Origin of the sequence: Pseudomonas sp. NPDC078416, from assembly GCF_050268485.1 — a bacterium.
In the GTDB taxonomy this organism is placed as follows: Bacteria; Pseudomonadota; Gammaproteobacteria; order Pseudomonadales; family Pseudomonadaceae; genus Aquipseudomonas.
This window is the reverse complement of the sequence record NZ_JBNNGV010000002.1, coordinates 641-25,571: the sequence shown is the minus strand read 5'-3', so window position 1 is coordinate 25,571 and position 24,931 is coordinate 641. Positions and strand designations below refer to the sequence as shown.

At 61.4% G+C, this 24,931-nt stretch carries 25 protein-coding genes and 1 pseudogene; 15 read left to right on the top strand and 11 right to left on the bottom strand.

Annotated features, from left to right (window positions below; translation table 11 throughout):
- The first annotated feature begins 153 nt into the window (after positions 1-153).
- A complete protein-coding gene (gene pap / locus ACQKEN_RS04015) occupies positions 154-1,656 on the top strand; it encodes a polyphosphate:AMP phosphotransferase (protein WP_427683850.1) in 1,503 nt (500 codons plus the stop codon).
- A 74-nt stretch (positions 1,657-1,730) separates the two neighbouring features.
- Here pap and ACQKEN_RS04010 read toward each other — a convergent pair whose 3' ends face one another.
- The gene (locus tag ACQKEN_RS04010; RefSeq protein WP_037017255.1) at positions 1,731-2,318 is read right to left on the bottom strand and encodes a YecA family protein; all 588 of its coding nucleotides are present in this window, start codon (positions 2,316-2,318) and stop codon (positions 1,731-1,733) included.
- 210 nt (positions 2,319-2,528) lie between these two features.
- Here ACQKEN_RS04010 and recQ point away from each other — a divergent pair, with 210 nt between their 5' ends.
- The 5 genes from recQ (at position 2,529) to ACQKEN_RS03985 (ending at position 8,984) form a co-directional block, all read left to right on the top strand.
- A complete protein-coding gene (recQ, locus tag ACQKEN_RS04005; RefSeq protein ID WP_427683848.1) occupies positions 2,529-4,655 on the top strand; it encodes a DNA helicase RecQ in 2,127 nt (708 codons plus the stop codon).
- 178 nt (positions 4,656-4,833) lie between these two features.
- The gene (locus tag ACQKEN_RS04000; protein WP_427683846.1) at positions 4,834-5,268 is read left to right on the top strand and encodes a MarR family transcriptional regulator; all 435 of its coding nucleotides are present in this window, start codon (positions 4,834-4,836) and stop codon (positions 5,266-5,268) included.
- Positions 5,269-5,411: 143 nt separating this feature from the next.
- A complete protein-coding gene (locus tag ACQKEN_RS03995; RefSeq protein WP_427683844.1) occupies positions 5,412-7,745 on the top strand; it encodes a FimV/HubP family polar landmark protein in 2,334 nt (777 codons plus the stop codon).
- 3 nt (positions 7,746-7,748) lie between these two features.
- Positions 7,749-8,045 (top strand): SelT/SelW/SelH family protein, encoded by a 297-nt coding sequence (locus ACQKEN_RS03990; RefSeq protein WP_427683842.1) that lies wholly within the window; start codon positions 7,749-7,751, stop codon positions 8,043-8,045.
- A 120-nt stretch (positions 8,046-8,165) separates the two neighbouring features.
- Complete coding sequence (locus tag ACQKEN_RS03985) at positions 8,166-8,984, top strand: UDP-2,3-diacylglucosamine diphosphatase (protein WP_427683840.1); 819 nt, start codon at positions 8,166-8,168, stop codon at positions 8,982-8,984.
- A gap of 68 nt (positions 8,985-9,052) precedes the next feature.
- Here ACQKEN_RS03985 and ACQKEN_RS03980 read toward each other — a convergent pair whose 3' ends face one another.
- Positions 9,053-9,364, bottom strand: a complete 312-nt coding sequence (locus tag ACQKEN_RS03980; protein WP_133773294.1) for a DUF962 domain-containing protein — start codon at positions 9,362-9,364, stop codon at positions 9,053-9,055.
- Positions 9,365-9,472: 108 nt separating this feature from the next.
- A complete protein-coding gene (locus ACQKEN_RS03975; protein ID WP_427683837.1) occupies positions 9,473-10,927 on the bottom strand; it encodes a TrkH family potassium uptake protein in 1,455 nt (484 codons plus the stop codon).
- 174 nt (positions 10,928-11,101) lie between these two features.
- Between ACQKEN_RS03975 and ACQKEN_RS03970 the strand changes: the two genes are divergently transcribed.
- Positions 11,102-11,662, top strand: a complete 561-nt coding sequence (locus tag ACQKEN_RS03970; RefSeq protein WP_427683835.1) for a nitroreductase family protein — start codon at positions 11,102-11,104, stop codon at positions 11,660-11,662.
- A gap of 149 nt (positions 11,663-11,811) precedes the next feature.
- Here ACQKEN_RS03970 and ACQKEN_RS03965 read toward each other — a convergent pair whose 3' ends face one another.
- The 6 genes and pseudogenes from ACQKEN_RS03965 to ACQKEN_RS03940 form a co-directional block, all read right to left on the bottom strand.
- Complete coding sequence (locus tag ACQKEN_RS03965) at positions 11,812-13,149, bottom strand: sensor histidine kinase (protein ID WP_427683833.1); 1,338 nt, start codon at positions 13,147-13,149, stop codon at positions 11,812-11,814.
- A 93-nt stretch (positions 13,150-13,242) separates the two neighbouring features.
- Complete coding sequence (locus ACQKEN_RS03960) at positions 13,243-13,686, bottom strand: Spy/CpxP family protein refolding chaperone (protein WP_427683831.1); 444 nt, start codon at positions 13,684-13,686, stop codon at positions 13,243-13,245.
- Positions 13,687-14,008: 322 nt separating this feature from the next.
- A complete protein-coding gene (locus ACQKEN_RS03955) occupies positions 14,009-14,686 on the bottom strand; it encodes a response regulator transcription factor (RefSeq protein WP_133773304.1) in 678 nt (225 codons plus the stop codon).
- Positions 14,687-14,693: 7 nt separating this feature from the next.
- Positions 14,694-14,843 (bottom strand): annotated as a pseudogene (locus tag ACQKEN_RS03950) (translation initiation factor 2); the annotation flags it as partial.
- Between the two features lie 111 nt (positions 14,844-14,954).
- Positions 14,955-15,254 (bottom strand): YciI family protein, encoded by a 300-nt coding sequence (locus tag ACQKEN_RS03945; protein WP_427683829.1) that lies wholly within the window; start codon positions 15,252-15,254, stop codon positions 14,955-14,957.
- A gap of 1 nt (position 15,255) precedes the next feature.
- Positions 15,256-15,864, bottom strand: coding sequence for a septation protein A (locus ACQKEN_RS03940; protein WP_427683827.1), 609 nt, complete (start codon positions 15,862-15,864; stop codon positions 15,256-15,258).
- A 65-nt stretch (positions 15,865-15,929) separates the two neighbouring features.
- On the opposite strand from ACQKEN_RS03940, the gene ACQKEN_RS03935 reads away from it, so the two are divergent.
- From ACQKEN_RS03935 to rluB, 6 genes are all read left to right on the top strand, one after another.
- Positions 15,930-16,790 (top strand): PHP domain-containing protein, encoded by an 861-nt coding sequence (locus tag ACQKEN_RS03935; protein WP_427683825.1) that lies wholly within the window; start codon positions 15,930-15,932, stop codon positions 16,788-16,790.
- 13 nt (positions 16,791-16,803) lie between these two features.
- Positions 16,804-17,436, top strand: coding sequence for an L-threonylcarbamoyladenylate synthase (locus ACQKEN_RS03930; protein WP_108121457.1), 633 nt, complete (start codon positions 16,804-16,806; stop codon positions 17,434-17,436).
- A gap of 140 nt (positions 17,437-17,576) precedes the next feature.
- Complete coding sequence (locus tag ACQKEN_RS03925) at positions 17,577-18,275, top strand: segregation and condensation protein A (RefSeq protein WP_427684242.1); 699 nt, start codon at positions 17,577-17,579, stop codon at positions 18,273-18,275.
- Between the two features lie 17 nt (positions 18,276-18,292).
- Entirely contained in the window at positions 18,293-19,084 is a 792-nt protein-coding gene (scpB, locus tag ACQKEN_RS03920) for an SMC-Scp complex subunit ScpB (RefSeq protein WP_427683823.1), read from the top strand.
- 54 nt (positions 19,085-19,138) lie between these two features.
- The gene (locus ACQKEN_RS03915; protein WP_369304641.1) at positions 19,139-19,327 is read left to right on the top strand and encodes a DUF1289 domain-containing protein; all 189 of its coding nucleotides are present in this window, start codon (positions 19,139-19,141) and stop codon (positions 19,325-19,327) included.
- Positions 19,328-19,540: 213 nt separating this feature from the next.
- On the top strand, positions 19,541-20,788 hold the full coding sequence (rluB, locus tag ACQKEN_RS03910) for a 23S rRNA pseudouridine(2605) synthase RluB (protein WP_427683821.1): 1,248 nt from the start codon (positions 19,541-19,543) through the stop codon (positions 20,786-20,788).
- An 84-nt stretch (positions 20,789-20,872) separates the two neighbouring features.
- On the opposite strand, the gene ACQKEN_RS03905 is transcribed toward rluB, so the two are convergent.
- Positions 20,873-21,841, bottom strand: a complete 969-nt coding sequence (locus ACQKEN_RS03905) for a leucyl aminopeptidase (protein ID WP_427683820.1) — start codon at positions 21,839-21,841, stop codon at positions 20,873-20,875.
- Positions 21,842-21,911: 70 nt separating this feature from the next.
- On the bottom strand, positions 21,912-22,049 hold the full coding sequence (locus tag ACQKEN_RS03900; protein ID WP_037013761.1) for a hypothetical protein: 138 nt from the start codon (positions 22,047-22,049) through the stop codon (positions 21,912-21,914).
- Positions 22,050-22,578: 529 nt separating this feature from the next.
- Between ACQKEN_RS03900 and ACQKEN_RS03895 the strand changes: the two genes are divergently transcribed.
- Both ACQKEN_RS03895 and arfB read left to right on the top strand, forming a co-directional pair.
- Positions 22,579-24,003: an amino acid permease gene (locus ACQKEN_RS03895; protein WP_427683818.1), complete on the top strand. Its 1,425-nt coding sequence runs from the start codon at positions 22,579-22,581 to the stop codon at positions 24,001-24,003.
- Between the two features lie 53 nt (positions 24,004-24,056).
- Complete coding sequence (arfB, locus tag ACQKEN_RS03890; protein ID WP_065986956.1) at positions 24,057-24,470, top strand: alternative ribosome rescue aminoacyl-tRNA hydrolase ArfB; 414 nt, start codon at positions 24,057-24,059, stop codon at positions 24,468-24,470.
- The last annotated feature ends 461 nt before the right edge of the window (positions 24,471-24,931 follow it).

Sequence of the window (24,931 nt, the reverse complement as noted above, 5' to 3'; positions counted from 1 at the left end):
CCTGCGGCAGGAGGTGGCTGCCCATGACAGCCACTTTCGGCTTTCACCGCGACCGAATGTCACTCCCGCATTGATCCATCGCTGCAGTTGGGGGTCATACCTGCATCGGCACTGTCGCCTGCCAGTCTTGAGCGATCCTGAAGGGAGCCCTGCATGTTCGAATCTGCTGAAATCGGCCACACCATTGACGACGAAACCTACGATGCTGAAGTCCCGGCCCTGCGCGAAGCGCTGCTGGAGGCTCAGTACGAACTGCATGAGCAGGGCAAGCGCCAGATCATCGTATTGATCAACGGCATCGAAGGCGCCGGCAAGGGCGAAACCGTCAAACTGCTCAACGACTGGATGGACCCGCGCTACATCGAAGTGCGCACCTTCGATCAGCAAACCGATGAAGAGCTGGCCCATCCGCCGGTCTGGCGTTACTGGCGGCAGCTGCCGCCGAAGGGGCGCATCGGTGTGTTCTTCGGGAACTGGTACAGCCAGATGATTCAGGGTCGGGTGCACAAGCAGTTCAAGGACCCGGTGCTGGATCAGGCCATCAACGGTGCCGAGCGACTGGAAAAGATGCTGGTTGACGAAGGCGCGGTGATCTTCAAGTTCTGGTTTCACCTGTCCAAGCGGCAGATGAAGCTGCGCCTCAAAACCCTCAAGGACGACCCACTGCACAGTTGGCGGATCAGCCCGCTGGACTGGCAGCAATCGAAGACCTACGACCGCTTCGTGCGCTTCGGTGAGCGCGTACTGCGCCGCACCAGTCGCGACTACGCGCCCTGGCACGTCATCGAAGGCGTCGACCCGAACTACCGCAGTCTGACCGTCGGCCGCTTGTTGCTCGAAGGTTTGCAAAACGCCCTGAAGACGCCTGAAGGGGCGACCCATCTTGTCGGACTCGGCCCATTGCCCAACAGCAGCAATGAGCTGAGCCTGCTCGACAACCTCGACATGACCCTGGCGCTGGAAAAAGACGACTACGACGAGCAGCTGATCACCGAGCAAGCGCGGCTTTCGGGGCTCATGCGCGACAAACGCATGCGCCGCCACTCATTGGTGGCGGTGTTCGAGGGCAACGATGCCGCGGGCAAGGGCGGTGCGATCAAACGGGTCGCCGGAGCCCTCGATCCGAGGCAATACCACATTGTGCCAATCGCCGCGCCCAGCCAGGACGAACTGGCTCAGCCTTATCTGTGGCGGTTCTGGCGGCAGATTCCGGCGCGGGGGAAATTCACCGTGTTTGATCGTTCATGGTATGGGCGTGTGCTGGTCGAGCGGGTCGAAGGCTTCTGCTCCGAGGCTGACTGGTTGAGGGCCTACAGCGAAATCAACGATTTCGAAGAGCAGCTCACGGACTTCGGCATCGTGGTGGTGAAGTTCTGGCTGGCGATCGACGACAAAACCCAGCTGGAGCGTTTCCAGGCGCGGGAGAAAGTGCCGTTCAAGCGCCACAAAATCACTGAGGATGACTGGCGCAACCGCAGCAAGTGGCCGCTGTATCGCGAGGCGGTGGGTGACATGGTGGATCGCACCAGCACCGAAATCGCGCCGTGGACACTGGTCGAGGCCAACGACAAACGCTGGGCGCGGGTCAAAGTACTGCGCACGGTCAACGAAGCGATCGAGGCGGCATTCAAAAAGAGTGACAAGAAACACAAGTAGCGGGGAAGGGGACGTACGAGCCGGAGTCGGCTCGTACGTGTCTCACTCGATCACGGCGAGGATGATCCTCGGCCTTAGTGATGGCGTGGCTTGAGGATCGCCGGCTTTTCATCCGGGGCTTGCAGCAGCAGATAAAGCGCGGTCAGCGCTTCCGGGATTTGCACGATCATGTCGTCCATCAGGTTGGCGTCGGCAGCGATGTCGGCGAACTCTGGCTGTTCATCGAACAGACCTGAACCGACCATGATCGGCAGCAGCATCTCGCTGACTTCCTCTTCGTCGTTTTCAAACCAGGCCGACTCGCGCAGGAACACGCCTTCCATGAATCCGATGCACCAGCCGCGCAACTCGGAGTCATCGGGGTCATCGCCCAGGTCCAGGTCGCACGGCAATTCGAACTCTTCGTCCGACGCCAGCTGACGAGCGATGTGCGCTTTGAGCTGGATCAGGGTGGCTTCGATTTCCTGGTGCTGCGCCTCGTCGGCGTAGTGCGGTGGCTCGGCGAACAGTGCGTCGATCCATTCGCGGTCCGGCACGGTTTCGGCGCAAATGGACAGCGCGGTGAGATAGCCGTGGGCGGCTACATAGTCCAGCGCTTCGTCATGCAGCTCATCGGCATCGAGGAAGGCTTGCAGGCGGTGTAATTGCTCAGCGAAGGACATTGACAGACTACCTTGGGAATAAACGATGCTGAATTCTAGGCCCTGAGGGCGCCCGGCGCCAGCGGCGAGGCCACTGGAATCGGTATTCCGGTTAATTTCGACCGCCGGTGTCACCGCTGTCCAATCTGTCGGAGCGCTCCGGTATACTGCCGCGCTTTGCGATTTCCACAGCGATTCTCGACCGCTGTTGCGGCACCATCCGGGGTATTTATGCTCGACCAGGCTCAACGCGTACTTAAAGACATCTTCGGCTACGACAGCTTCCGTGGTCGCCAGGGTGCCATTATCGAGCGCGTGGCCAGTGGCGGTGATGCATTGGTGCTGATGCCCACCGGCGGCGGCAAATCCCTGTGTTTCCAGGTGCCGGGCCTGTTGCGCGATGGCCTCGCGGTGGTGGTTTCGCCGCTCATTGCGTTGATGGACGATCAAGTGGCGACGCTGGAAGAGCTTGGGGTTTCAGCCGCCGCGCTGAACTCCACGCTCAGCGCCGAACAGCAGCGCGACCTCGCCAACCGCATTCGCCTGGGCGAAATCAAAATGCTGTACCTGGCGCCTGAGCGTCTGGTCCAGCCGCGCATGCTGTCGTTTTTGCAGAACCTCAAGATCGCGCTGTTCGCCATCGACGAGGCCCACTGCGTGTCGCAATGGGGTCACGATTTCCGTCCCGAGTACTTGCAACTGGGGCAACTGGCCGAGCTGTTTCCGGACGTTCCGCGGATTGCCCTGACCGCCACCGCCGACAAGCGCACCCGTGAAGAGATCGTCGAGCGTCTGCACCTGCAGAACGCCGAGCGCTTCCTGTCGAGCTTCGACCGCCCGAACATTTTTTACCGCATCGTGCCCAAGGAACAGCCGCGCAAGCAGTTGCTGGCGTTTCTGTCCGAGCGGCGCAGCGACGCCGGCATTGTCTACTGCCTGTCGCGCAAGAAGGTCGAAGAGACCGCGGCGTTCCTCAGTGACAACGGCTACCCGGCGCTGCCGTACCACGCCGGCTTGCCCATCGAGACACGCTCCAGCAATCAACGGCGCTTCCTTAATGAAGAAGGGCTGATCATGGTCGCCACGATTGCGTTCGGCATGGGCATCGATAAACCCAACGTGCGGTTCGTGGCGCACATGGATCTGCCCAAATCGCTGGAAGCCTATTACCAGGAGACTGGCCGGGCAGGGCGCGACGGTCTGCCGGCCGATGCATGGATGGCGTACGGTCTGCAAGACGTGCTGATGCTCAAGCAGATGCTGCAGAACTCCGAAGGCGACGAGCGCCACAAGCGCGTCGAGCAGCGCAAGCTCGACGCGATGCTGGCGCTGTGTGAAGAGACCCGTTGCCGACGTCAGTCGCTGCTCGCCTACTTCGACGAAATCATGCCCAACCCTTGTGGGCACTGCGACAACTGCGTCGACGGAGTGCAGACCTGGGACGCCACCGAGCCGGCGCGACAGGCGCTATCAGCGATCTACCGCACCGGCCAGCGCTACGGCGTGGGCCATCTGGTCGACGTCTTGCTGGGCAAGGAAAACGACAAGGTGCAGAGCTTCGGTCATCAGAAGCTGGCGGTGTTCGGTGTCGGCAAGAGCCGCAGCGAAGGCGAATGGCGTTCATTGTTTCGACAACTGGTGGCGCGTGGTCTGGCGGACATCGATCTGGAAGGCTACGGCGGCTTGCGCCTGAGCGACACCTGCCGGCCGCTATTACGTGGCGAAGTCACCTTGCAGCTGCGCCGTGACCTGAAGCCGCAGACCGCCGCGAAAGCTTCCGGCAGCCCGGCGAGCCAGCTGGTGCGCGGCGAGGAGCGCGAACAGTGGGAAGCACTGCGCGCCTTGCGCCGCAAGCTGGCGGAAGAACATGGCGTGCCGCCTTATGTCATCTTCCCGGATTCAACTCTGCTGGAAATGCTCCGCAGCCAGCCGGGGACCATGGCCGAAATGGGCCGGGTCAGCGGTGTGGGCGCGCGCAAGCTGGAGCGTTACGGCGAGGCATTCCTGGAAGTGCTCGGCGGTGCTGCGCCGGCGCCGCGTGTGGTCACCGATGTGCGGCACGAGCTCATCAGCCTTGCCCGCGCCGGCATGACGCCGATGCAGATCGCCGGGCAACTGCAGTGCTCGGAGAAGAACGTCTACACGATGCTTGCCGAAGCCATTGGCAAACAGCAGCTTTCATTGGATCAGGCGCTGGATCTGCCCGAGGACCTGATGACCGAGATTCAGGATGCATTCCTCGACGGCGAAGGTGAGCTGCCCCCTGTTGCCGCCATTGCCGAATTGTTTACCGGCCGTGTACCCGAAGGGGTGCTGTACTGCGTGCGCGCAGCATTGCAGTCGGAGTTTGAGGTTTAACCCGCCGCAATCGCGGCCGGCGGCATACGCTCACTCAAACAATCCGAAGGCATACCTGCCGCATCCCGGCACCTCCGGACCCCTGCGACGAATCACCACGTCCAGGCGCTTGCCTCGTACCGGCCTCCATGGTTAGCTGCCTATTAATTAGGAATCGCCTTTAACCATCGAGTTACCTATGCCGTTAACCGAAGAACACCGCTTTGGCATGCAGCTGGCCCATATGTCCCGGGGCTGGCGTGCGGAGCTGGATCGCCGCCTCGCTGATCTGGGATTGTCCCAGGCGCGCTGGCTGGTTTTGCTGCATCTGGCCCGCTTCAAAACACCGCCGACCCAGCGTGAACTGGCCCAGAGCGTGGGCGTTGAAGGCCCGACCCTGGCCCGACTGCTGGACAGTCTGGAAAATCAGGGGCTGGTGCTCAGGCAGGCGGTGCTCGAAGATCGTCGGGCGAAAAAGATCGTGCTCTGTGATACCGCGCGGCCGCTGATCGAAAAAATCGAAACCATCGCCACCGCCTTGCGCCACGAGTTGTTTGAAGGCATCGACGAAGAAGAGCTGCACCTGTGCATGCGCGTTCATTCGAAAATCCTCGCCAATCTCGAAAAATCCTGAAAACCGCGCGAACGCCCGCGACAAATACATTGATGCGGGCGAAACATCCTGTTCTATTTGCACCCATACTGATGCTGCCCGGGTGACGTGTCCGGGTGTACCGAATGTGCAGGGACGCCTGCCTCGTCTTCTAAAGGGTTCGCATGCTGAAGAGTTTTCAGGCCGGTAGTCGTCGTGAAGGGGGTGCGCCCCTTCGCGTTCAGTCAGGTCTTCGTTCGGGTTTTTTCGCCATCGGGCTTGCCTCGGCCGCGTTGCTGCACAGCTCCGTGGCAGCTGCGGTGGGTCTGGGGGAAATCAGCCTGCATTCTGCGCTCGGGCAGCCTTTTAACGCCGATATCGAGTTGATTGAAGCGGGCGGGCTGAGCCCCGAAGAAATCGTCGTCGGTCTCGCACCGCCCGAAGCGTTTGCCAAGGCTGGCGTGGATCGCGTGTTCTTCCTCAACGACCTGCGTTTCACGCCGGTGATCCGAGGCAACCGCAGTGTGATCCACATCGAATCGCACAAGGCGGTCACCGAGCCGTATCTCAATTTTCTCGTCAGGCTGATGCGGCCCAACGGCGACCAGTTGCATGAATACACCGTGCTGCTTGATCCGCCGACATCGGCGACAGGACTTGCCGCGACGCGCAGCCGTACTCAATCGCCAGCGGCCAGTGCGAAGAGTGATGAATCGCGTCTGCCGGTCGCGCCGCCTCAGGCTAAACAGGGCAAGCATTACACGGTGGTGTCCGGCGACACGCTGGCGGGTATTGCCCGTCAGGTACAGGCACCGGGCAGCAAGACTTCTTCAGCTGAGTTGATAAAAGGCGTGGTGGCGCTCAATCCGCAAGCGTTCCCCAATGGCGAGCGCAGCCAGTTGAAGGTGGGTCAGAGCCTGTTGTTGCCGGACAACGCCGTTGAACCGAAGACCGCCAGTGCGCCTGCCGTTGCAGGCAGCAGTACTGCGGCTGCGGCCTCCGCCCCGTCGTCTGCACCGGCGAACCAGAACGCCGTCGATCAGCTGTCGGCGACAGCGCTGGAAAACCAGCAGTTGAACAGGACGCTGGACGACCTCAAACAGCAAGTGCAGACGTCCACTGTCGAAGAGGCCGACAAGGACAAACAGATCATCGAACTGCAGACTCAGCTCGCCGAACTCAAGGCGCAATCGGCCAAGCCTGCGCCCGTTGCGCCTGTCCCTTCGGCGGCGACCCCAGCTCCGACCCCTGCGCCGACCGCCACGCCCGTACAAGCGCCGACGCCAGTGCCGGTTGCCGCCGAGGATGACTTCCCGTGGACGTCGATACTGGCAGCGCTGTTGGTGATATTGCTGCTCCTCGCGCTGGTCTGGTCGGTGCGCCGCAACCGGATCAAAAACCAGCTGGCCCTTGAGCCCGTGCCGGTGGAGCCGGTGGTCAGGTCTGCCGCCACGGTGACGCCCGTCTTCGAGGTGCCGGCCGTTACCGCCGCGCGTCCGGCCTCGTCAGCACCTGCCGGCCAACGCCTGGCCGGTGCTGCCACCGACGCGCTGGATGGCGCGAGCATTTACATCGCTTACGGTCGCTTCGCCGAAGCGCTGGCCATTCTGCGCGACGCGCTGGACAAACAACCCGAGCGCACGGATGTTCGCCTGCGCATCCTCGAACTGCTCGGCGAGCAGGGCGACGTGGAAGCGTATGACGAGGAAGAGAGAATCCTCCTGAGCCAGGGCGTCGACGCGCAGAAGCTGCAGGACATCCGCGATCGGTACCCGAAACTGAAGCCCGAGGCCGTTGCGGCCGAAGCGCCGCCCGCGCCAGTCGCGTCGCCTGCCATGACTTCGGCGGCAGCCCCTGCAGCGGCGCTGGGCGCAGCCGCGGTGCTGGCGGGGCAAACGGTCTCGGCCAGTCAAACAGCCTCGGCCAGCCAAGCATCGGAGGACCCTCCAGAGCTCAGCCTGACAGATCCTGCTCAGTTGGACGAAAATGCGGCCGCGTCGCTGAACCCGGTTGACCCTTCCGATGATTTCCAGCTCAACCTCGACGACCTCTCCATGGACGCCGACTGGGATCTGGTCGATCCGTTCGACAGCACGCCTGCTCCCCGCAAGCCCGCACCTGCACCGGAAGCCGAACCTGAACTCGACGCCTCGTTCTCGTCCGATCTCACGCAACTGCCCGAGGTCTTCGAAATGCCGGAAGAGCAGTTCCTCAGCGATTTCGCCGAAGAGGAAACACCGCCGGAAATGGACGTGCAGTTCGAGCCGGGTCCTGCGGCCATTGTGCAAAGCAACAACGATTTGCTGGACGACGCTTTTCTCGACAGCTTCATGATCGAGGAGGGCGGCTTCGATTTGCTGAGCTTGGACGAAGAGCCGCTAAGCAAGATCAATGAAGCGCAGGTGCTGATCGATGAAGGCAACGTCGACGAGGCCCGGCGGTTGTTGCAGGAAGTGATCGACGGCTCCGACGACGGCCCGCAGCAAACGGCCCGTGATCTGCTGGCAGGGTTGGGCTGACCGATGTCCATCAAGCCTGAAGTCACCATCACCTACTGCACGCAATGCCAATGGCTATTGCGTGCCGCCTGGTTGGCTCAGGAATTGTTGAGCACTTTCACCGATGACCTCGGCAAGGTGTCGCTGATTCCGGGCACCGGCGGCGTTTTCCGCATCACCTGCGATGACGTGCAGATCTGGGAGCGTAAGGCCGACGGCGGGTTTCCCGAGGCCAAGATTCTCAAGCAGCGGGTGCGCGACCGGATCGACCCGGCCCGGGACCTGGGGCATAACGATCGTCACGTTGGCCTGGACACCTGAACGCGCATCGGCTCTCGCAAAGTGTTAACCGATATGTCGTGTCATCAAAGCTAAACACAGCCGTCATGTTCATATCACCGGCCACGTCCACCCTTGGGAAAACCCAAGTGGAGGTGGTCCATGAGCATTGCCGAGAGCGTGAAACCCAGTCGTAAACAACGTGTCCGGACCTTGTGGATCTCCGATGTGCACCTGGGCACCCGCGACTGCCAGGCCGAACACCTCTCCGGATTTCTCAAGCAATACCACGCCGACAAGGTGTACCTGGTCGGCGACATCATCGACGGCTGGAAGATGCGCGGCGGCATGTACTGGCCGCAGGCTCACACCAACGTCATCCGCCGCCTGCTGACCATGAGCAAGCGCGGCACCGAAGTCATCTACGTCACCGGCAACCATGACGAATTTCTGCGTCGCTACTCAAAGCTCATTCTGGGTAATATCCAGCTGGTCGATGAAGCCGTGCATCTGACCGCCGATGGTCGTCGTCTGCTGGTGATCCACGGTGACCAGTTCGACGTCATCACCCGCTACCACCGCTGGCTCGCCTTCCTTGGCGATTCGGCCTACGAATTCACCCTGACCCTCAATCGCTGGCTCAATCACTGGCGCGCCAAATACGGCTACGGCTATTGGTCGCTGTCGGCGTACCTGAAGCACAAGGTCAAGACTGCGGTGAGTTTCATCAGCGACTTCGAGGAAGCCATCGCCCACGAGTGCGTGAAGCGCGGGTTGGACGGCGTGGTCTGCGGGCACATTCACCACGCCGAGATGCGTCAGGTGGGTGGCGTGGAGTACCTCAATTGCGGCGATTGGGTGGAGTCCTGCACCGCCTTGATCGAACACTGGGACGGCACGATCGAGCTGTTCCGGCTGGCGGATGCCCACGTCAAAGCCAAAAGCCCGCAAGCGCCGGAATCGGTGGGCGAAACGGTCTGAGCGCCAGCCGTTTTTTTGCTCAAACGGCGCGGCCGCAAGGCGTCACAAGTGATGCCGAGAAGTGCCGGTCAAAACGGCACTTTGCCCCTGAGCATGTCCTTGTACATGACGAAGTCCCCGAGCAGGCTGTAGAACGGATGCTTGAACGTGGCCGGACGGTTCTTCTCGAAAAAGAAGTGGCCGACCCAGGCGAAGGTGTAGCCCGCCAGCGGCAAGACCCACAACAATGTCCAATGAGCGCCGAGCACGGCGAATGCCAGAATCAGGATGACCAGACTCGTGCCGATGAAATGCAAACGGCGGCACGTGCTGTCTCGATGCTCATGCAGATAATAGGGATAGAAGTCTGCGAATCGGTCAAAACGCTTCACTGTTTCCACAGGACTGTACTCTGAGGCAGGGCATTGGCTGAGCTTAGCCGAGCACCCTTTCGCCCGCTGCGAAATTTCTCAAGACTTCGCGAACGACATTGCCCCGCCCGCAATGTCCTAGTGCCGCCAGAACGCCGGGATGCACAGCACCAGTACCGTGATGATTTCCAGGCGACCGAGCAGCATGCCCAGAGACAGAATCCACTTGGCGGCATCCGGCAGCGTCGAGAAATTACCCGCCGGCCCGATGGTTTCACCCAGCCCCGGCCCCACGCCTGACACCGTGCTGGCGGCGCCTGTCAGTGCGGTCATCCAGTCCAGCCCCAGCAGCGACAGCATCAGCGCGATCAGGCAGATGGTGAAGGTGAAGAAAAAAGAGAAGGTCAGAATCGAACGCACGATCTCGTCGTCGAGCCGGTGACCGTTGTACTTCTGCTTGATCACCGCGCGCGGGTGAATCAATTGGTGCAGGTTGGCACGCAGCAGTATGTACGCAACCTGAAAGCGGAAGACCTTCACACCGCCCGCCGTTGACCCCGAACACCCGCCGATGAACCCCAGATAGAAGAACAGCATCAGGGCGAAGTTGCCCCACAGGCTGTAGTCACCCAGCGCGAAGCCGGTGGTCGTCACCACCGAGGTCACGTTCAGTGCGACATGACGCAACGCGTCGTACCACGGCAGATCGGTCGTCGCCCAATACCAGGCCGTCATCACCAGCCACATCACCAGCAGCAGGACGAGGAAACCCTGCACCTGCTGATCCTTGAGCAGCGCCCCGCGATTGCCCCGCAGCGTCGCGACATACAGGGTGAACGGCAGGGCGCCAAGGATCATCACCACGATCGCCACCCAGTGCACGGCAGGTTGCGGCCATTTCGCCAGGGATTGATCCGATGTGGAGAAGCCGCCGGTCGAGATCGCCGACATGGCGTGGTTGATGGCGTCGAACAGGCTCATCCCCGCCCACCAGAACGCCAGCGTCCCCACCACGGTAATGCCGAGATAAACGAGGACGATGAACTTGGCGACCATGTGCGAACGCGGCATGACTTTTTCGGACCGGTCCGACGACTCGGTCTGGAACAGACGCATGCCGCCGATGCGCAATAACGGAAGAATCGCCACCGCCATGCCGATGAAGCCGATGCCGCCAAGCCAGTGCAGCAATGAACGCCAGATCAGGATGCCGGGGGACATGGTGTCCAGGCCGCTGAGGACGGTGGAGCCGGTTGCGGTGATGCCGGACATGCTTTCGAAGAAGGAGTCGGTGTAGCTGATGTGTTGCGTGAGCAGAAACGGCAGCGCCGCGAAGATGCAGACAATGACCCAACTGCTGACCGTCAGCAGGTACATGTCCCGCGGGCGCAGGTGCACATGTTCAGGGCGACCCTGACCCACCAGCGCCAGCCCGGACACGAAGGTGATCAGACTCGACCACAGGAACGACGGCATGTCGGCGGTGCGGTGGAAGATCATCAGGGTAATCATCGGCACCACCATGGCGATGGCCAGGGTAATCAGGAAGATGCCGATAATGAAACCGATGATGCGGAGGGTCGGCAACGCCATGCAGTCGCTCTGATCAGGAAGTGGGAGGGCGGCCATTCTACCCGCGGGCCCGTTTGTGTAAACCGAGGCATTTCCGAGAGTGTTGTAAGTAAATGCCCTGGTTAATCGTTATTGAAGTTCAAGACTGCACCGAGGGCACTACAATGGCCCGTCATTTTTCCTGGAGACGACTTAATGGAAGCGCTCGACGTATTGCTTAATCGCGTGTCCGTGCCCCGCTTGATCGAACCCGCCCCGGACGCCGAGCAACGCGAGATCCTCTTCGGCGCTGCCCTGCGCGCGCCGGACCATGGCGTCTTGCGGCCTTATCGCTTTCTGACCGTCGAAGGCGACGCACGTAACCGCATGGGTGATCTGCTGGCCCAGGCGTTGATCGACAAGGGCGGCGATGTCGAGGCCAAAGCGCTGGACAAGGCTCGGAACGGACCATTGCGTGCGCCGTTGGTGGTCGTGGTCATCGCCAGGTTGACCGACCATTTCAAGGTGCCGAAGAAGGAACAGCTGATCACCGCAGGGTGTGCCGCCCACGGCATCCTGCTGGCTGCCTACGCGATAGGCGTTGGTGCGGTCTGGCGCTCGGGGGACTTGTCCTACACACGCCACGTCGCTGAAGGGCTGGGGCTGACAGCCGACGAAGAAGTCGTCGGCTTTCTCTACCTTGGTACCCCGCAGAACCCGCCGCGTGAAGCCGCGAAGCCGGAGGTGGCCGGGTTTGTGAGTGCGTGGGAAGGGTGATGTAACCGTTATAGCCGGCCCCGATCTGTACGACCGGCTTTAGCCGGGAAGGCGTTCTGCGTCACACTGCAAAATGGAGGGCGCTTAAACCGGCCACTTCCCGGCTGAAGCCGGTCCCACTGAGAATCGCTGAAGCCGGTGGCGTCGAATCAGCCGTGCAAAGCGGTTAACTCGCGGGGCACCACGATGCTGGCCACGAATCCACCCTCCGGGTGATTGCCCAGCACCAGCGTTCCGCCGTGCTTTTCGGCGGCGCGTTTGGCGATCGCAAGCCCTAACCCATAACCGGGTGCGGTCTGGTTGGGCGCGCGATAGAAGGGCTCGCCCAGCTGCGCCAGATGCTCCGGGTTGGCGCCGGGGCCGTGGTCCCGCACGCTGAGCCGCAATTCATCGCCATCGACGCTTGCGCTCAACTCGATCGGCCGACCCGCCGGATTGAATCGCAGCGCGTTGCGCAGCAGATTATCCAGCGCCCGTTCCAGCACGCTCGGCCAGCCCTGTAAATGCACGCCTGGCTGCACTGACACCGAAACCGTCTTCTCGCCGCTGCCCATCTCCGTCTCGGCCTGCAAATGGTGCAACAGCCCTGACACATCCACCGGCGTGGCGCTGCCCATGTCAGCGTCCAGTCGTGCCAGCGCCAGAATCTCACTGATCAACTCTTCCAGCCGGTCGCACTCACGGGTCAGGCGCGGCCACAGCTTGTCGCGCTCCACCGGCTCGGCGCGTTCGGCCAGGGCCAGGGCAATCCGCAGTCGAGCCAGGGGAGAGCGCAGTTCATGGGAAACGTCGCGAAGCAGCTGGCGCTGGCTGCTGATCTGACTTTGCAGGCGGGCACCCATGCGGTTGAAGTCGTTCGCCAGCACGCCGAATTCATCGCGGCGGTTGGCCAGTTGCGCCAGGCTGTTCTGCTGATAGGTGGTCTGGCCGAGATCATGCACCGCGCCACGCAAACGGCTTAACGGGCGGGTGATCGACAGCGTCACCATCAGGCTGAACAGCGTCAGCACCACCAGCGCGATACCCAGCGCACTCAGCGGCCAGACCAGACTGTCGCGGTGCCAGGCGTCCAGCTCCGGATGAGGGATCCGGTAAATCAGCAGGTAGGTTTCCCCGGTTTTGTCACTGGTGTATTCGGTGGTCAGGCGCCGCCACGGGAGTGGGCGTGTGTCGTCATTCTGCCGCTCTTCAAAGGCCGCCGCGCGAGGCGGGAACGTGCCCGGAATCACTGCTTCGCCGCTGTCGTTCAGGACCTGAACGTCGATGTGGTATTTGCGCTTGAGGTCTTGCAGATAATCCTGGGCAGATTTCTCGCCCTGGCCTTCGTACAGCTCGACCCACTTCTGCGGCAAATTGTGCAGGCCGGGATGGCGGCTGAGAATCCAGGCATCCTGATTGAGCACATGGCCCATCAGAATCGACAGGCCCGCCACCAACGCGATGGCCAGCCAGAAGCTCGCCAGGATTCTCCAGAACAATGAACGCACGTGCTGCCCTCGACCCGGTTCGTCAAACAGAAAACCCGACACGCCGGGGAGCGTGTCGGGTTGGGGGAAGTGTAATGCCGCGCCAGCAGCCGGTTACTGGGTTTTTTGCGCTTTCTGCGCTTTCCAGGCTTCGAATTCGGCGCGGTCCGCACGGCGCTGGGCTTCATCCTTCTGCATCTGGTCGAATGTCTTCTGTTGTTCCGGCGTCAGCAAGGCGCGGATGTCGGACCGGGTTTTGTCGTGAGCAGCGGCCATTTCATCCTTCATCGCCTTCTGGTCGGCGGCCGACAGCTTGGCCAGGTACTTCTGGGTGATCTCGTTGCGGCCGTGCCATTGAGCGCCCATCAGCTTGTCGACCTGCTGATGTTGTTCCGGGGTCAGGTTCAGCTTGTCCATAGGACCTTTGCGGTGATGCATGCCGGGGCCATCAAAGCCCGGGCCGCCGGGGCCACCCATCGGGCCGCCTTCTGGAGGCATGGCCATTGCAACGGTCGGCAGGGCTGCGGCGAACATCAAAGCCATCAAAGTCTTGCGCATGGTGAATCTCCTTGTCTCGATTTCGGCTCTGTGCCGGTTGAGGCCAGTTTAGGGAGATCAAGGTCAAGCGAGGTCAGGCGTCGGTAAAGCTTGGGTAAAGAGGATCAGTCGGGCGGCTGACACAAAGAGCAGGCCGTTGATTGCTGTAGGAGCGTGGCTTGTCCCGCGATCTGCCGGGAACCGGCAGCCGAACCATGCGCTACGGTATGTCAGGCCACCCGCCTATATAGAAGTCGCTGCCGCTGCGCGCCAGATCGCGGGACAAGCCACGCTCCTACAAAGGAAGCCTCCGCACCGCGTGGTCATCGCCCAACCGCGAAGATCACACCGCGTAATAATACCCACGGCTGCGCAAAGCCACGATGCGCGGGCGGCCGTCGGCATGGGGGCCGATCTTCTTGCGCAAGTTGCTGACGTGCATATCAAGGCTGCGGTCGTACAGGGTCAGCTTGCGGCCCAGGGCCAGTTGCGCCAGCTCCTGCTTCTCCAGCGGTTCCCCGGGCTGGCCGAGCAGGGCCTCAAGCAGGCGCGCTTCGGAAACGGTCAGGGTGAATTCCTGCTCGTCAATCGTGACCACGCCCCGCGCCGGACTGAAGCACAGGTCACCCAGCTCGATCTGTGACGACACTGCCGTCGGATGGCTTCGGCGCAGCACGGCGCGCAGACGCGCCGTCAGTTCGCGGGGGTCGCAGGGCTTGGCCAGATAATCGTCGGCACCCAGCTCCAGACCGAGGATGCGGTCCAGCGGTTCGCCGCGGGCCGAGAGCATCAGCACGGGAAGGTCGGGGTGATCGGTGCGCAGTTGCTTGAGCAGTTCCAGACCGCTGCCGTCGGGCAGCATCACGTCCAGCACCACCGCAGCGGGTGCGGATTCGGCGAGCGCCTTGCGCGCACTCAGGCCATCGTGGCAGGCGCGCACGGCAAAGCCTTCCTGACTCAACCAACTGCTCAGGAGCTCACACAGCTCCTGGTCATCATCAATAAGTAACAGCTCGCTCATGACTCACTCAATTTAGCCATTGCCGACGTCTACGCCAGCCGCTGGCGAAGATACCGCACTGGAGGGCCACCCTTGCTGCGCGGCCCCTCGCGACAAACCATTGTTGTTCGATCAACACCCGTAAAGGCATGACCGCCCGTGCCTCTTTGAGCCGCAGTCAAGCCCTTGGTTCTAGCAACTTATCGGCAGGCCCGTGGGAAGGGTGAGCAATGGAAAGCGGATGAAGGCGGCCCGGCCCGGTGTACGGACGCGGGCGCTCGACACACGATCAGGGCAGGACTTGCTTGAACGGTTTGACGATTACGCCGGCGTAGACACCCGCTGCAACGTAAGGATCGGCATCAGCCCAGGCCTGGGCGTCCTTGAGGGACTCGAATTCAGCGACGATCAGGCTGCCGGTAAACCCTGCAGTGCCCGGGTCGATGCTGTCCACTGCAGGCATCGGACCGGCGAGAACGATGCGGCCTTCCGCCTTCATTGCGTTCAGGCGCTCCAGGTGCGCAGGGCGCGCGGCCAGGCGTTTTTCCAGCGAGTTGGCGACGTCGGTTGCCACGATTGCGTAGAGCATGTCAGTCCTCTCTTTTCTTGTTTGAAGGCTGGGTAGACGGGTCGGCGTCATGGATGTGCCGGGCCAGGTAGATCCCCTGGCCGACCAGGAACAGCAGGGTCATGCCCAGGCTGCCGAACACTTTGAAGTCGACCCAGAATTCTTGATAGGTAAAGGCCACATAGAGATTGGCCGCGCCGCAGAACAGAAAGAACACGATCCAGGCGATGTTCAGCCTAGTCCAGACCGCCTGCGGAAGCGTGAGCGCGTGACCCATGATGCGTTGAATCAACAGACGGTCGCCAATGAAGTGACTGCCGGCGAAGATCAGCGCGAAGACCCAGTTCACGACCGGGGCTTTCCACTTGAGGAATGTTTCGCTGTGGAAGGCCAGGGTCAGGCTACCGAAGACCAGACAGGCGATCAGCGTCAGCCACTGGCTTTTTTCCAGTTTGCCCTGACGGACATAGAGGACGCCGTAAACCACGAGGGAACTGGCGATCAGCATCGCGGTGGCGCTGTAAATACCGCCTACCATGAAGCTGTGGCCAAGGACATCGACGGCTTGCGGGCTGATTTTGTAAACGATGAAGAACAGAATGAGCGGGATGAAGTCGATGAATTGTTTCACAGTAAGAGCCAGAAGCTGGATGTGACGGCATAATAACAAACATCAATGACTGCGAAAGCGCCCCTATGAACGTCGATCTGCACTGCCACAGCACCGCTTCCGATGGCGCCCTTGCGCCCGCGGTACTTGTCGCACGTGCCCATGAGCACGGCGTGAAAGTCCTCGCGCTGACCGATCACGACACCCTCGAAGGCCTGGCCGAAGCCCGTACTGCGGCGCTTGCGCTGGGTATGCAGCTGATCGATGGCATCGAATTGTCCTGCACCTGGGGCGGTGCCACCATTCATGTGCTGGGCTATGCATTCGATGTGGATGCCCCGCAATTGCGTGAGGCTATCGAGCAATTGCACACCGGCCGCTGGTTGCGGGCCGAAGAAATAAGCCGCAAGTTGGCGATGAAAGGTATGCCCGGCGCGCTCGAAGGCGCCCGCGCAGTTCAGCAGGCACTCGGCGACAGCGGCAATGCGCCGGCCCGACCGCACTTTGCCGACTTTCTGGTCAACCAGGGTTTCGTCAAGGACCGCGCCGAAGCGTTCCGCAAATGGCTCGGCGCGGGCAAGCTGGGCGACGTCAAGCAACACTGGCCAACCCTTGAGCAAACGGTGGCCACCCTGCGTGCCGCCGGAGCGTGGATCAGCCTCGCGCACCCTTCGCATTACGATTTCACTCGCAGCAAGCGTCGCAAGCTGGTCGCCGACTTCATCCAGGCCGGCGGCCATGCAATAGAAGTGGTCAACGGCCTGCAGCCTGCCGATCAGGTCGGCAGTCTGGCGATTCTGGCCCGTGAGTTCGGTCTGCTGGTCAGTGCCGGCAGTGATTTTCATGCCCCAGGCGCATGGTCTGAAATCGGCGTTTATCGCCCATTGCCCGAAGACCTGCCGCCCCTTTGGTGTCGGTTCAAACATGACCAGCCTACTGCCGTCTGAACAGGAAATTACCGTGAGTCAATTTTTCCAGGTCCACCCGGAGAACCCGCAAGCGCGCCTGATCAAACAGGCCGTGGAAATCATCCGGGCGGGCGGTCTGGTGGTTTATCCCACCGATTCGTCCTACGCATTGGGTTGCCAGATGGGCGACAAGACGGCCGTCGAGCGCATCCGTCGCCTGCGTCAACTCGATGACAAGCACAACTTCACGCTGATGTGCAGTGATCTGTCGCAGCTGGGGTTGTTCGCCAAGGTCGACACGGCGGCGTTTCGCGTGCTCAAGGCGCACACGCCGGGGCCGTATACCTTCATCCTCGGCGCCACCCGTGACGTGCCGCGCCTGGTGCTGCACCCCAAGCGGCGCACCATCGGTTTGCGCGTGCCGGGTCATCCCATTGCGCAGGCGCTTTTGCAGGAATTGGGCGAGCCGCTGATGAGCGTAAGCCTGATCATGCCCGGCGAGACCATTCCGATGAGCGACCCCTACGAGATGCGCGGGATTCTCGAGCATCAGGTGGACCTGATCATCGACGCAGGCGAGGGCGGCATTTCGGCCTCCACCGTGGTCAATCTGACCGATGGCGAGCCCCAGGTGGTCCGCGTGGGCTGCGGCGATCCGACGCCGTTCGGGGTCGAAGTCGAGTGACCCAGGCGCAAACCCTGGAGGCTCAGACCGACGCTCACATCGACCCGCAGGCCAACGCCCAGCAAGAGCTGCCGTTTGCCATGGTCTACGGTCAGGCCGTCACGCAGATGCCGGTCGACCTGTACATCCCGCCGGATGCGCTGGAAGTGTTCCTCGAAGCCTTCGAAGGCCCACTGGACCTGCTGCTTTACCTGATCCGCAAACAGAACATCAACATCCTCGACATCCCTGTGGCGGAAATCACCCGTCAGTACATGGGGTATGTCGAGCTGATGAAAACCGTGCGCCTGGAGCTCGCCGCCGAGTACCTGGTCATGGCGGCCATGCTTGCCGAGATCAAATCGCGCATGCTTTTACCTCGCTCGGAAATGGCCGAGGAAGAAGAGGGTGATCCACGCGCCGAACTGATCCGTCGCTTGCAGCAGTACGAGCGGTTCAAGGCGGCGGCAGAAGGTATCGATCAGCTGTCGCGCGTGGGCCGTGACGTGCTGGTGCCCAAGCTGGAAGCGCCTGAAGCGCGGGTGCGCAAGTTGTTGCCGGACGTCGCCCTCGAAGAGCTGCTCATGTCGATGGCCGACGTGCTGCGCCGTGGCGACATGTTCGAAAGCCACCAGGTCAGCCGCGAGGCGCTGTCCACCCGCGAGCGCATGAGCGACGTGCTGGAGCGTTTGAAAGGCGCGGGTTTCGTGCCCTTCGCCGAGCTGTTCACGGCAGAAGAGGGGCGGCTGGGCGTGGTGGTGACGTTCATGGCCGTGCTGGAGCTGGTCAAGGAGCAACTGGTGGAGCTCGTGCAAAACGAAGCCTTCGCCGTTATTCATGTGCGGGCGCGAGCCGAATAAAGAGCAAGAGCTGATCAATGAACCTGAATGAACCCCGCGATCTGGCGCCGTTGCTCGAAGCGTTTCTGCTCGCCTCCGGAAAACCACAGTCCCTGGAGCGCCTCTACGAGCTGTTCGAAGAGGGCGAGCGGCCCGAACCGCCGGTGTTCAAAAAGGCGCTGACGTTGCTGGGCAAGTCCTGCGACAACCGCGCCTTTGAACTGAAAGAAGTCGCCACCGGCTATCGCTTGCAGATCCGCGAAAAGTTCGCGCCCTGGGTCGGTCGCCTGTGGGAAGAACGGCCCCAGCGTTATTCGCGGGCCCTGCTGGAAACCATGGCGCTGATCGCCTATCGCCAGCCGATTACCCGGGGGGAGATCGAGGACGTGCGCGGCGTGGCGGTCAACAGCAACATCGTCAAGACCCTGATGGAGCGCGAGTGGATCAGGATCGTCGGCTACCGCGACGTGCCCGGCAAGCCGGCGATGTTCGCCACCACCAAGGCTTTTCTCGACCACTTCAACCTGAAGAACCTCGACGAACTACCGCCGCTGGCCGACCTGCGCGAGATGGAAACCGAGCCGGTGCTGGAATTCGACGACGCGCCGGTGCCCGCGCATTTGCAGGCGTTGGCCGACGCCAGCCTGCTGCTCGATGCTGACGCAGAGCCTGAAGCGCCCCGGGACGAGACCAGTTTCCGCAGCCTGCTGGCCGAGTTGGACACCATGGAACAGGGCCTGAAAATCGACTTCGACGATTTATTGCTCGATGAGCCCGATAAAGAGTCTGAATTGGAAGAACCGCCGCAGGACGATGAAGATCCGCGGTGATGATCGCTGTGGCAGGACGATGCGCAGCGCCCAATTCCTCACTCAGGCGAACCCATGAGCACCAAGAATCCCTGCATCAGCCTCTGCAAGTTTGACGAAGATATCTGCCTGGGGTGTGGTCGCAGCAAGCGCGAGATCAAATCCTGGAAGAAGATGGAGAAGGACGAAAAGCGCTCGGTGCTCGCCGAGTCGGCCCTGCGGTTGATCAAGCTCAAGGGCGCCAGTCGGCGGAAAAAGAAGTGAGCCTGAATTTTTCATCTAGTCTCTGATGCGCAACGCGCGTCAGGCGCGTATGATTCGCGACCTTTTGGCGATCCACACGCGCCAGGGATTTCAGTATTCCGCCCGTTCCGCTTCAGAGTTGTTCTGATCCGGAGCCGCTCTCGTCCGGAGAGCCGGGCCACAGGCCATGCCCACTCGCGCATGCCCTGATTCGACACACCGGGAGGTGCCCAGATGAGTGAACAAGACAAGCAAGACAAAGAGATCGGCCCAGCAGGCGAAAAACTGCAGAAGGTTCTGGCGCGCATTGGCGTCGGTTCCCGTCGCGACGTTGAAGCCTGGATCGGCGAAGGCCGCATCAAGGTCAACGGCGTTCAGGCCACTCTCGGTCAGCGCGTCGATCTGCATGACGCCATTACGGTCGACGGTCGCGTGATCCGTCGCGAAGAAGCCGCCGAAACCGTTCGCCGCGTCGTCATGTACAACAAGCCGGACGGTGAGATCTGCACCCGTGACGACCCTGAAGGCCGTCCGACCGTATTTGATCGCCTGCCGCGCCCGAAAGAAGGCCGCTGGATCAACATCGGTCGTCTGGACATCAACACCACCGGCCTGCTGATGTTCACCACCGACGGCGAACTGGCCAACCGCCTGATGCACCCCTCGTTCGAAATGGACCGCGAGTACGCCGTGCGCGTCCGTGGCGAAGTCGACGACGACATGCTGGCGCGCCTGAAGGCTGGCGTGGTGCTGGAAGACGGCCCTGCGCGTTTCACCGACATTCAGCAGGCGCCGGGTGGCGAAGGCTTCAACCACTGGTACCACTGCGTGGTCATGGAAGGCCGCAACCGTGAAGTTCGCCGGTTGTGGGAATCCCAGGGGTTGGTGGTCAGCCGCCTGAAGCGCGTGCGTTTCGGTCCGGTGTTCCTCAATTCCGATCTGCCGATGGGTCGCTGGCGCGAAATGAGTCAGCAGGAAGTCGACATCCTCAGCGCCGAGGTCGGCCTGACGCCGGTCGCGATGCCGCAGATGACCGCCAAAACCAAGGACAAGCTGGAGCGTTTGCAGCGCCAGTCGTCCCGTCCGCTGGGCAAAGGCGAGCGTGTGCGTCAGGTTCGTCCGGCCAAGGATGCAGTGTCTCCGGATCGTCCGGCCCGCGAGCCGCGTCTGGCGGACGGCGAGCGCCCGGCGCGCAAGCCTGCGGAAAGCGGTCGTCCGGCGCGCAGTCCGCGTCCGGCCATCGGTGGTCGTGGCGACACTGCCCGTGGCGGCAATCCACGTGGCGACGGCGCGCGCAGCGACAACGGTCGCGGCACGCCGGTAGCAGAACGCCCAAGCGACATGAACAAGCGTCCTGCCAAGCCGAAGCCTTCGCGTCCCGGCATCGGTCTGGTGGACGACAAGACTCCGTCCGGCAAACGCCGCGGCCCGCCAAGCGCCTCCGGTCAGCGTCCGGGGTTCGGTCGTCGCAAGCCTGAGTAACGACGTTGTGAAGCACTGACAGCGGTCTGCACTACGAAAAACGCCAGTCGAGAGACTGGCGTTTTTTTTGTGTGCACTTACGAGTCAGACGACGTAGGCAGTGCCGTCGAACACCACACGCTTGTCCACCGCCAGTGATCCGCTGTTGAAAATCAGGTCCATGTGATGGCTGCCCTTGGCACCGCCGCCCAGTCCCAGATGCAGCCCGCAGTGGCGCTCTTCGAAACCTGCGTTGCGCGCGTACAGCTGACTGACGCCTTCGTTGGTGCCGATCCCCAGTTCTTCGATGCGCCGGTTCGAAGGATTGGCGTCCAGGTATTTATTGAAGTCGTGCTCCAGCCCCGGTACGTCAGTGGCGATGCGGGTCACAACGGAGTTCTCGATCCACAGTTCCAGTGGTGATTCGATGACCCCGTACTTGCGTGCGAAAGGAATGGTGCTGAGAAACGTGCCGAGAAACCTCACATGACCGTTGATGGATTCGCTGTGGGTGGCGATCTCACCGGGTGCCAGGTCGTAGTTGCCGACCCCGTTGATGTTGGTCCACTTCTTCAGTTCCCGCAGCGGGGCCTCGAAGTACGAGCCATGATCGTCGCTGAAGCTGAGGGTCTCGCCCTGGTTCATGGTGTCGATGAGTGCAGCATTCAGCTGCGCGATACGCTCGGGCTCAACGCTGAAGGTGTCGTAAAAGTAGTCGCCGTAATCTTTGAACAGCAGAGACTTCTTCCACTGCGCCGACATCACTTCCTGCAACTGACGAATGAACGGCGGCCCTTCCGCGCGAGGATTGGGCAGCGTGGAGGCGTCGTAGAACAGGACGAAAAGATCCGAATCGGTAATGGCTTCTGCCAGCTCGTCAATAGGCGAAGTGTCCAGCGGCAGCGTGCTGAATCGAAAGAAATCCCGCGCCGTCGAGCTTTCGACAATGCCGTCGACAATGTTGCGGTATTCCGGGGTATGGGCCAGTAGGACTTGGGGGGTGGTCATGCCGGTGACGGCGGGATGGTGTTGCAAGTAATACAGGAAGTGTTCGATGGCGCTGCTGTTGTCCATGGGTGCGCTCCGCTCCAGATGCTCAAAACAAGAGGACGAACGCGTTAGCCACGTTCGCCCTTCAGCTGCTTTAGAACGGCCACATCGCGGTGCCAAACGCCACCACGGCGTCGGCTTGCATCATCTCCACAGCGGCATCATGAGTCGGTGCTTCAAACCAATCGTCCAATTGCAGTTCTTCTTCCAGAGCCAGTTCAACTGTTTGCATAGGTGAATCTCCTGAGAATGACGTACTTGCCGAATGCAGCGAGGACAAAGGGCTGAGCCCTGGGGCCTCGTCATGGAAGCACACTGACCTTCGTGGCCAGCAAGCACTGAAAAAACTAGTGCAATAGTCAGACGGTTGCAAAGTAAAAATCGGCCGAAAAATACTGGCATTTCGCCGGACTTGTCGAAACTTGCTGCGAAAACAACGTTAGGGAGCTTTTTATTTCGGTGAATTATTTTTGCGACAGAATTGTGTCGGCAGTGTGAGTGAAGCAGGGTCAATAACAGCTTCCCGGCTGAAGCCGGTCCTACAAAAGCGTCATGCACATCCTGTGGGACCGGCTTCAGCCGGGAATTCTTTCGCCGCCAAACGGCATGTGAGCGGTGTACAATGCGCGCCCGTTTTTTCTGTGATCCACCGGCGTATGGACGCCAACCCCTCGGGGTTACCCACTCCGTTTCCCTCCGCCGCGTCATGAGCGCGTCGGGTTCGATTCCGTCACAGACAAGCGCGCCAAGGTGGTTTGCCAATGAGTGAAAACATGTCCCATTCGGGTGACTTGAAGCGTGGTCTGAAGAACCGTCACATCCAGTTGATCGCCCTCGGTGGCGCAATCGGCACGGGCCTGTTCCTGGGCTCGGCAGGGGTGCTGAAGTCCGCTGGCCCGTCGATGATCCTTGGCTACGCCGTCTGCGGCTTCATCGCCTTCATGATCATGCGCCAGCTGGGCGAAATGATCGTCGAAGAGCCGGTGGCCGGATCGTTCAGCCATTTCGCCCACAACTACTGGGGCGGTTTTGCCGGCTTTCTTTCGGGCTGGAACTGCTGGGTCCTGTACATTCTGGTGGGCATGTCCGAGCTGACCGCCGTCGGCAAATACATCCAGTACTGGTGGCCGGAAGTCCCGGCATGGGCATCGGCGGCGGTGTTCTTCGTGATGATCAACGTCATCAACCTGGCCAACGTGAAGGTCTTTGGCGAGGCCGAATTCTGGTTTGCGATCATCAAGGTCGTGGCGATTCTGGGGATGATCGCCCTGGGCAGTTATCTGCTGGTCAGCGGCGAGGGTGGCCCGCAAGCGTCGGTGAGCAACCTGTGGGATCGGGGCGGGTTTTTCCCCCATGGCGTGAGCGGGCTGGTCATGGCGCTGGCGTTCATCATGTTCTCCTTCGGCGGCCTTGAGATGCTCGGTTTCACCGCCGCTGAAGCGGATCAGCCGCGCACCATCATCCCCAAGGCGATCAACCAGGTCATCTACCGGATTCTGATTTTCTACATCGGCTCGCTGGTGGTGTTGCTGTCACTGACGCCGTGGGACGCCTTGCTGATTGACCTCAATGCGTCCGGCGATGCCTACAGCGGCAGCCCGTTCGTGCATGTGTTCTCGATGCTGGGCAGCACGACGGCGGCGCACATTCTCAACTTCGTCGTGCTGACGGCAGCACTGTCGGTCTACAACAGCGGCACCTATTGCAACGCGCGCATGCTGTTCGGCATGGCCGAGCAGGGCGATGCGCCGCAGTCACTCGCGCGGGTCGACAGCCGTGGCGTCCCGGTGCGGGCGATTCTGGTGTCGGCGGCGGTGACGCTGATTGCCGTGCTGCTCAACTACCTGATGCCGCAAAACGCCCTTGAGCTGCTGATGTCGCTGGTGGTCGCCACCCTGGTAATCAACTGGGCGATGATCAGCTACTCGCACCTCAAGTTCCGTGAACACCTGAACCGGATCGGCCAGCAGCCGCTGTTCAAGGCGCTGTGGTACCCGTACGGCAACTACGTCTGTCTGGCGTTTGTGGTGCTGATTCTGGGAATCATGCTGATGATTCCCGGCATCCGGATTTCGGTGTACGCGATCCCGGTCTGGCTGACGTCGATGTGGGTGTTTTATGTGATCAAGAACAAGCGCCGGGCCAACAGCGAGTCGATGGCCCAGCGGACGTCGATCATCAAATAAGGCGAGAGCCGCCGGCGACGTCGCGGCGGCTTCGAACCAGGACACAGATTGCCATGCTGATCATCTCCAACAACATCCACCTGCCGGACAGCGACGTCGAGCTGACCGCCATCCGTGCCCAGGGTGCCGGTGGTCAGAACGTCAACAAGGTGTCCAGCGCCATGCACCTGCGCTTCGACATCAACGCCTCGTCGCTGCCGCCGTTCTACAAAGAGCGCCTGCTGGCCTTGCGTGACAGCCGCATCACCAGCGACGGCGTGCTGGTCATCAAGGCGCAGCAATACCGGACACAGGAGCAGAACCGTGCGGATGCGCTGGAACGCTTGAGCGAGCTGATCATCAGTGCGGGGAAGGTCGAGAAGAAGCGCCGGCCGACCAAGCCGACCCTCGGCTCGAAGACCCGCCGGCTGGAATCGAAAACCAAGCGCGGGTCAATCAAGGCAGGGCGGGGCAAGGTCGATTTTTGATCATTGTGCAGGGGGCATTAGCCGTTGCAGACCCACCGCGTTCGCCAGCAAGCCGGCTCCTACGGATTTGCATTAATCCCGGACTCGGGGGTTGACGCCGACCCCCTGTAGGAGCGCGCTTACCCGCGAATGCGGCGGTTCAAACAACACTGCCGTTGCAGACCCACCGCGTTCGCCAGCAAGCCGGCTCCTACGGATTGGCATCCACCCCGGCCCCGGGGTTTGACGCTGACTCACTGTAGGAGCCGGCTTGCTGGCGAACGCGTCAAATCAGGCAACGCAAATATTGCTGACCCAATTCATTCGCCAGCAAGCCGGCGCCTACGGATTTGCATCCACCCCGGACTTGGGGTTTGACGCCAACCCACTGTAGGAGCCGGCTTGCTGGCGAACGCGTCAAATCAGGCAACGCAAATATTGCTGACCCAATTCATTCGCCAGCAAGCCGGCGCCTACGGATT

What these genes read in the sequence shown, in the direction of transcription:
- pap (WP_427683850.1), top strand. Translation starts at nt 154, where the DNA reads ATGTTCGAATCTGCTGAAATCGGCCACACCATTGACGACGAAACCTAC.
- ACQKEN_RS04010 (WP_037017255.1), bottom strand. Translation starts at nt 2,318, where the DNA reads ATGTCCTTCGCTGAGCAATTACACCGCCTGCAAGCCTTCCTCGATGCC.
- recQ (WP_427683848.1), top strand. Translation starts at nt 2,529, where the DNA reads ATGCTCGACCAGGCTCAACGCGTACTTAAAGACATCTTCGGCTACGAC.
- ACQKEN_RS04000 (WP_427683846.1), top strand. Translation starts at nt 4,834, where the DNA reads ATGCCGTTAACCGAAGAACACCGCTTTGGCATGCAGCTGGCCCATATG.
- ACQKEN_RS03995 (WP_427683844.1), top strand. Translation starts at nt 5,412, where the DNA reads ATGCTGAAGAGTTTTCAGGCCGGTAGTCGTCGTGAAGGGGGTGCGCCC.
- ACQKEN_RS03990 (WP_427683842.1), top strand. Translation starts at nt 7,749, where the DNA reads ATGTCCATCAAGCCTGAAGTCACCATCACCTACTGCACGCAATGCCAA.
- ACQKEN_RS03985 (WP_427683840.1), top strand. Translation starts at nt 8,166, where the DNA reads ATGAGCATTGCCGAGAGCGTGAAACCCAGTCGTAAACAACGTGTCCGG.
- ACQKEN_RS03975 (WP_427683837.1), bottom strand. Translation starts at nt 10,927, where the DNA reads ATGGCGTTGCCGACCCTCCGCATCATCGGTTTCATTATCGGCATCTTC.
- ACQKEN_RS03970 (WP_427683835.1), top strand. Translation starts at nt 11,102, where the DNA reads ATGGAAGCGCTCGACGTATTGCTTAATCGCGTGTCCGTGCCCCGCTTG.
- ACQKEN_RS03960 (WP_427683831.1), bottom strand. Translation starts at nt 13,686, where the DNA reads ATGCGCAAGACTTTGATGGCTTTGATGTTCGCCGCAGCCCTGCCGACC.
- ACQKEN_RS03955 (WP_133773304.1), bottom strand. Translation starts at nt 14,686, where the DNA reads ATGAGCGAGCTGTTACTTATTGATGATGACCAGGAGCTGTGTGAGCTC.
- ACQKEN_RS03945 (WP_427683829.1), bottom strand. Translation starts at nt 15,254, where the DNA reads ATGCTCTACGCAATCGTGGCAACCGACGTCGCCAACTCGCTGGAAAAA.
- ACQKEN_RS03935 (WP_427683825.1), top strand. Translation starts at nt 15,930, where the DNA reads ATGAACGTCGATCTGCACTGCCACAGCACCGCTTCCGATGGCGCCCTT.
- scpB (WP_427683823.1), top strand. Translation starts at nt 18,293, where the DNA reads ATGAACCTGAATGAACCCCGCGATCTGGCGCCGTTGCTCGAAGCGTTT.
- ACQKEN_RS03915 (WP_369304641.1), top strand. Translation starts at nt 19,139, where the DNA reads ATGAGCACCAAGAATCCCTGCATCAGCCTCTGCAAGTTTGACGAAGAT.
- rluB (WP_427683821.1), top strand. Translation starts at nt 19,541, where the DNA reads ATGAGTGAACAAGACAAGCAAGACAAAGAGATCGGCCCAGCAGGCGAA.
- ACQKEN_RS03905 (WP_427683820.1), bottom strand. Translation starts at nt 21,841, where the DNA reads ATGGACAACAGCAGCGCCATCGAACACTTCCTGTATTACTTGCAACAC.
- ACQKEN_RS03900 (WP_037013761.1), bottom strand. Translation starts at nt 22,049, where the DNA reads ATGCAAACAGTTGAACTGGCTCTGGAAGAAGAACTGCAATTGGACGAT.
- ACQKEN_RS03895 (WP_427683818.1), top strand. Translation starts at nt 22,579, where the DNA reads ATGAGTGAAAACATGTCCCATTCGGGTGACTTGAAGCGTGGTCTGAAG.
- arfB (WP_065986956.1), top strand. Translation starts at nt 24,057, where the DNA reads ATGCTGATCATCTCCAACAACATCCACCTGCCGGACAGCGACGTCGAG.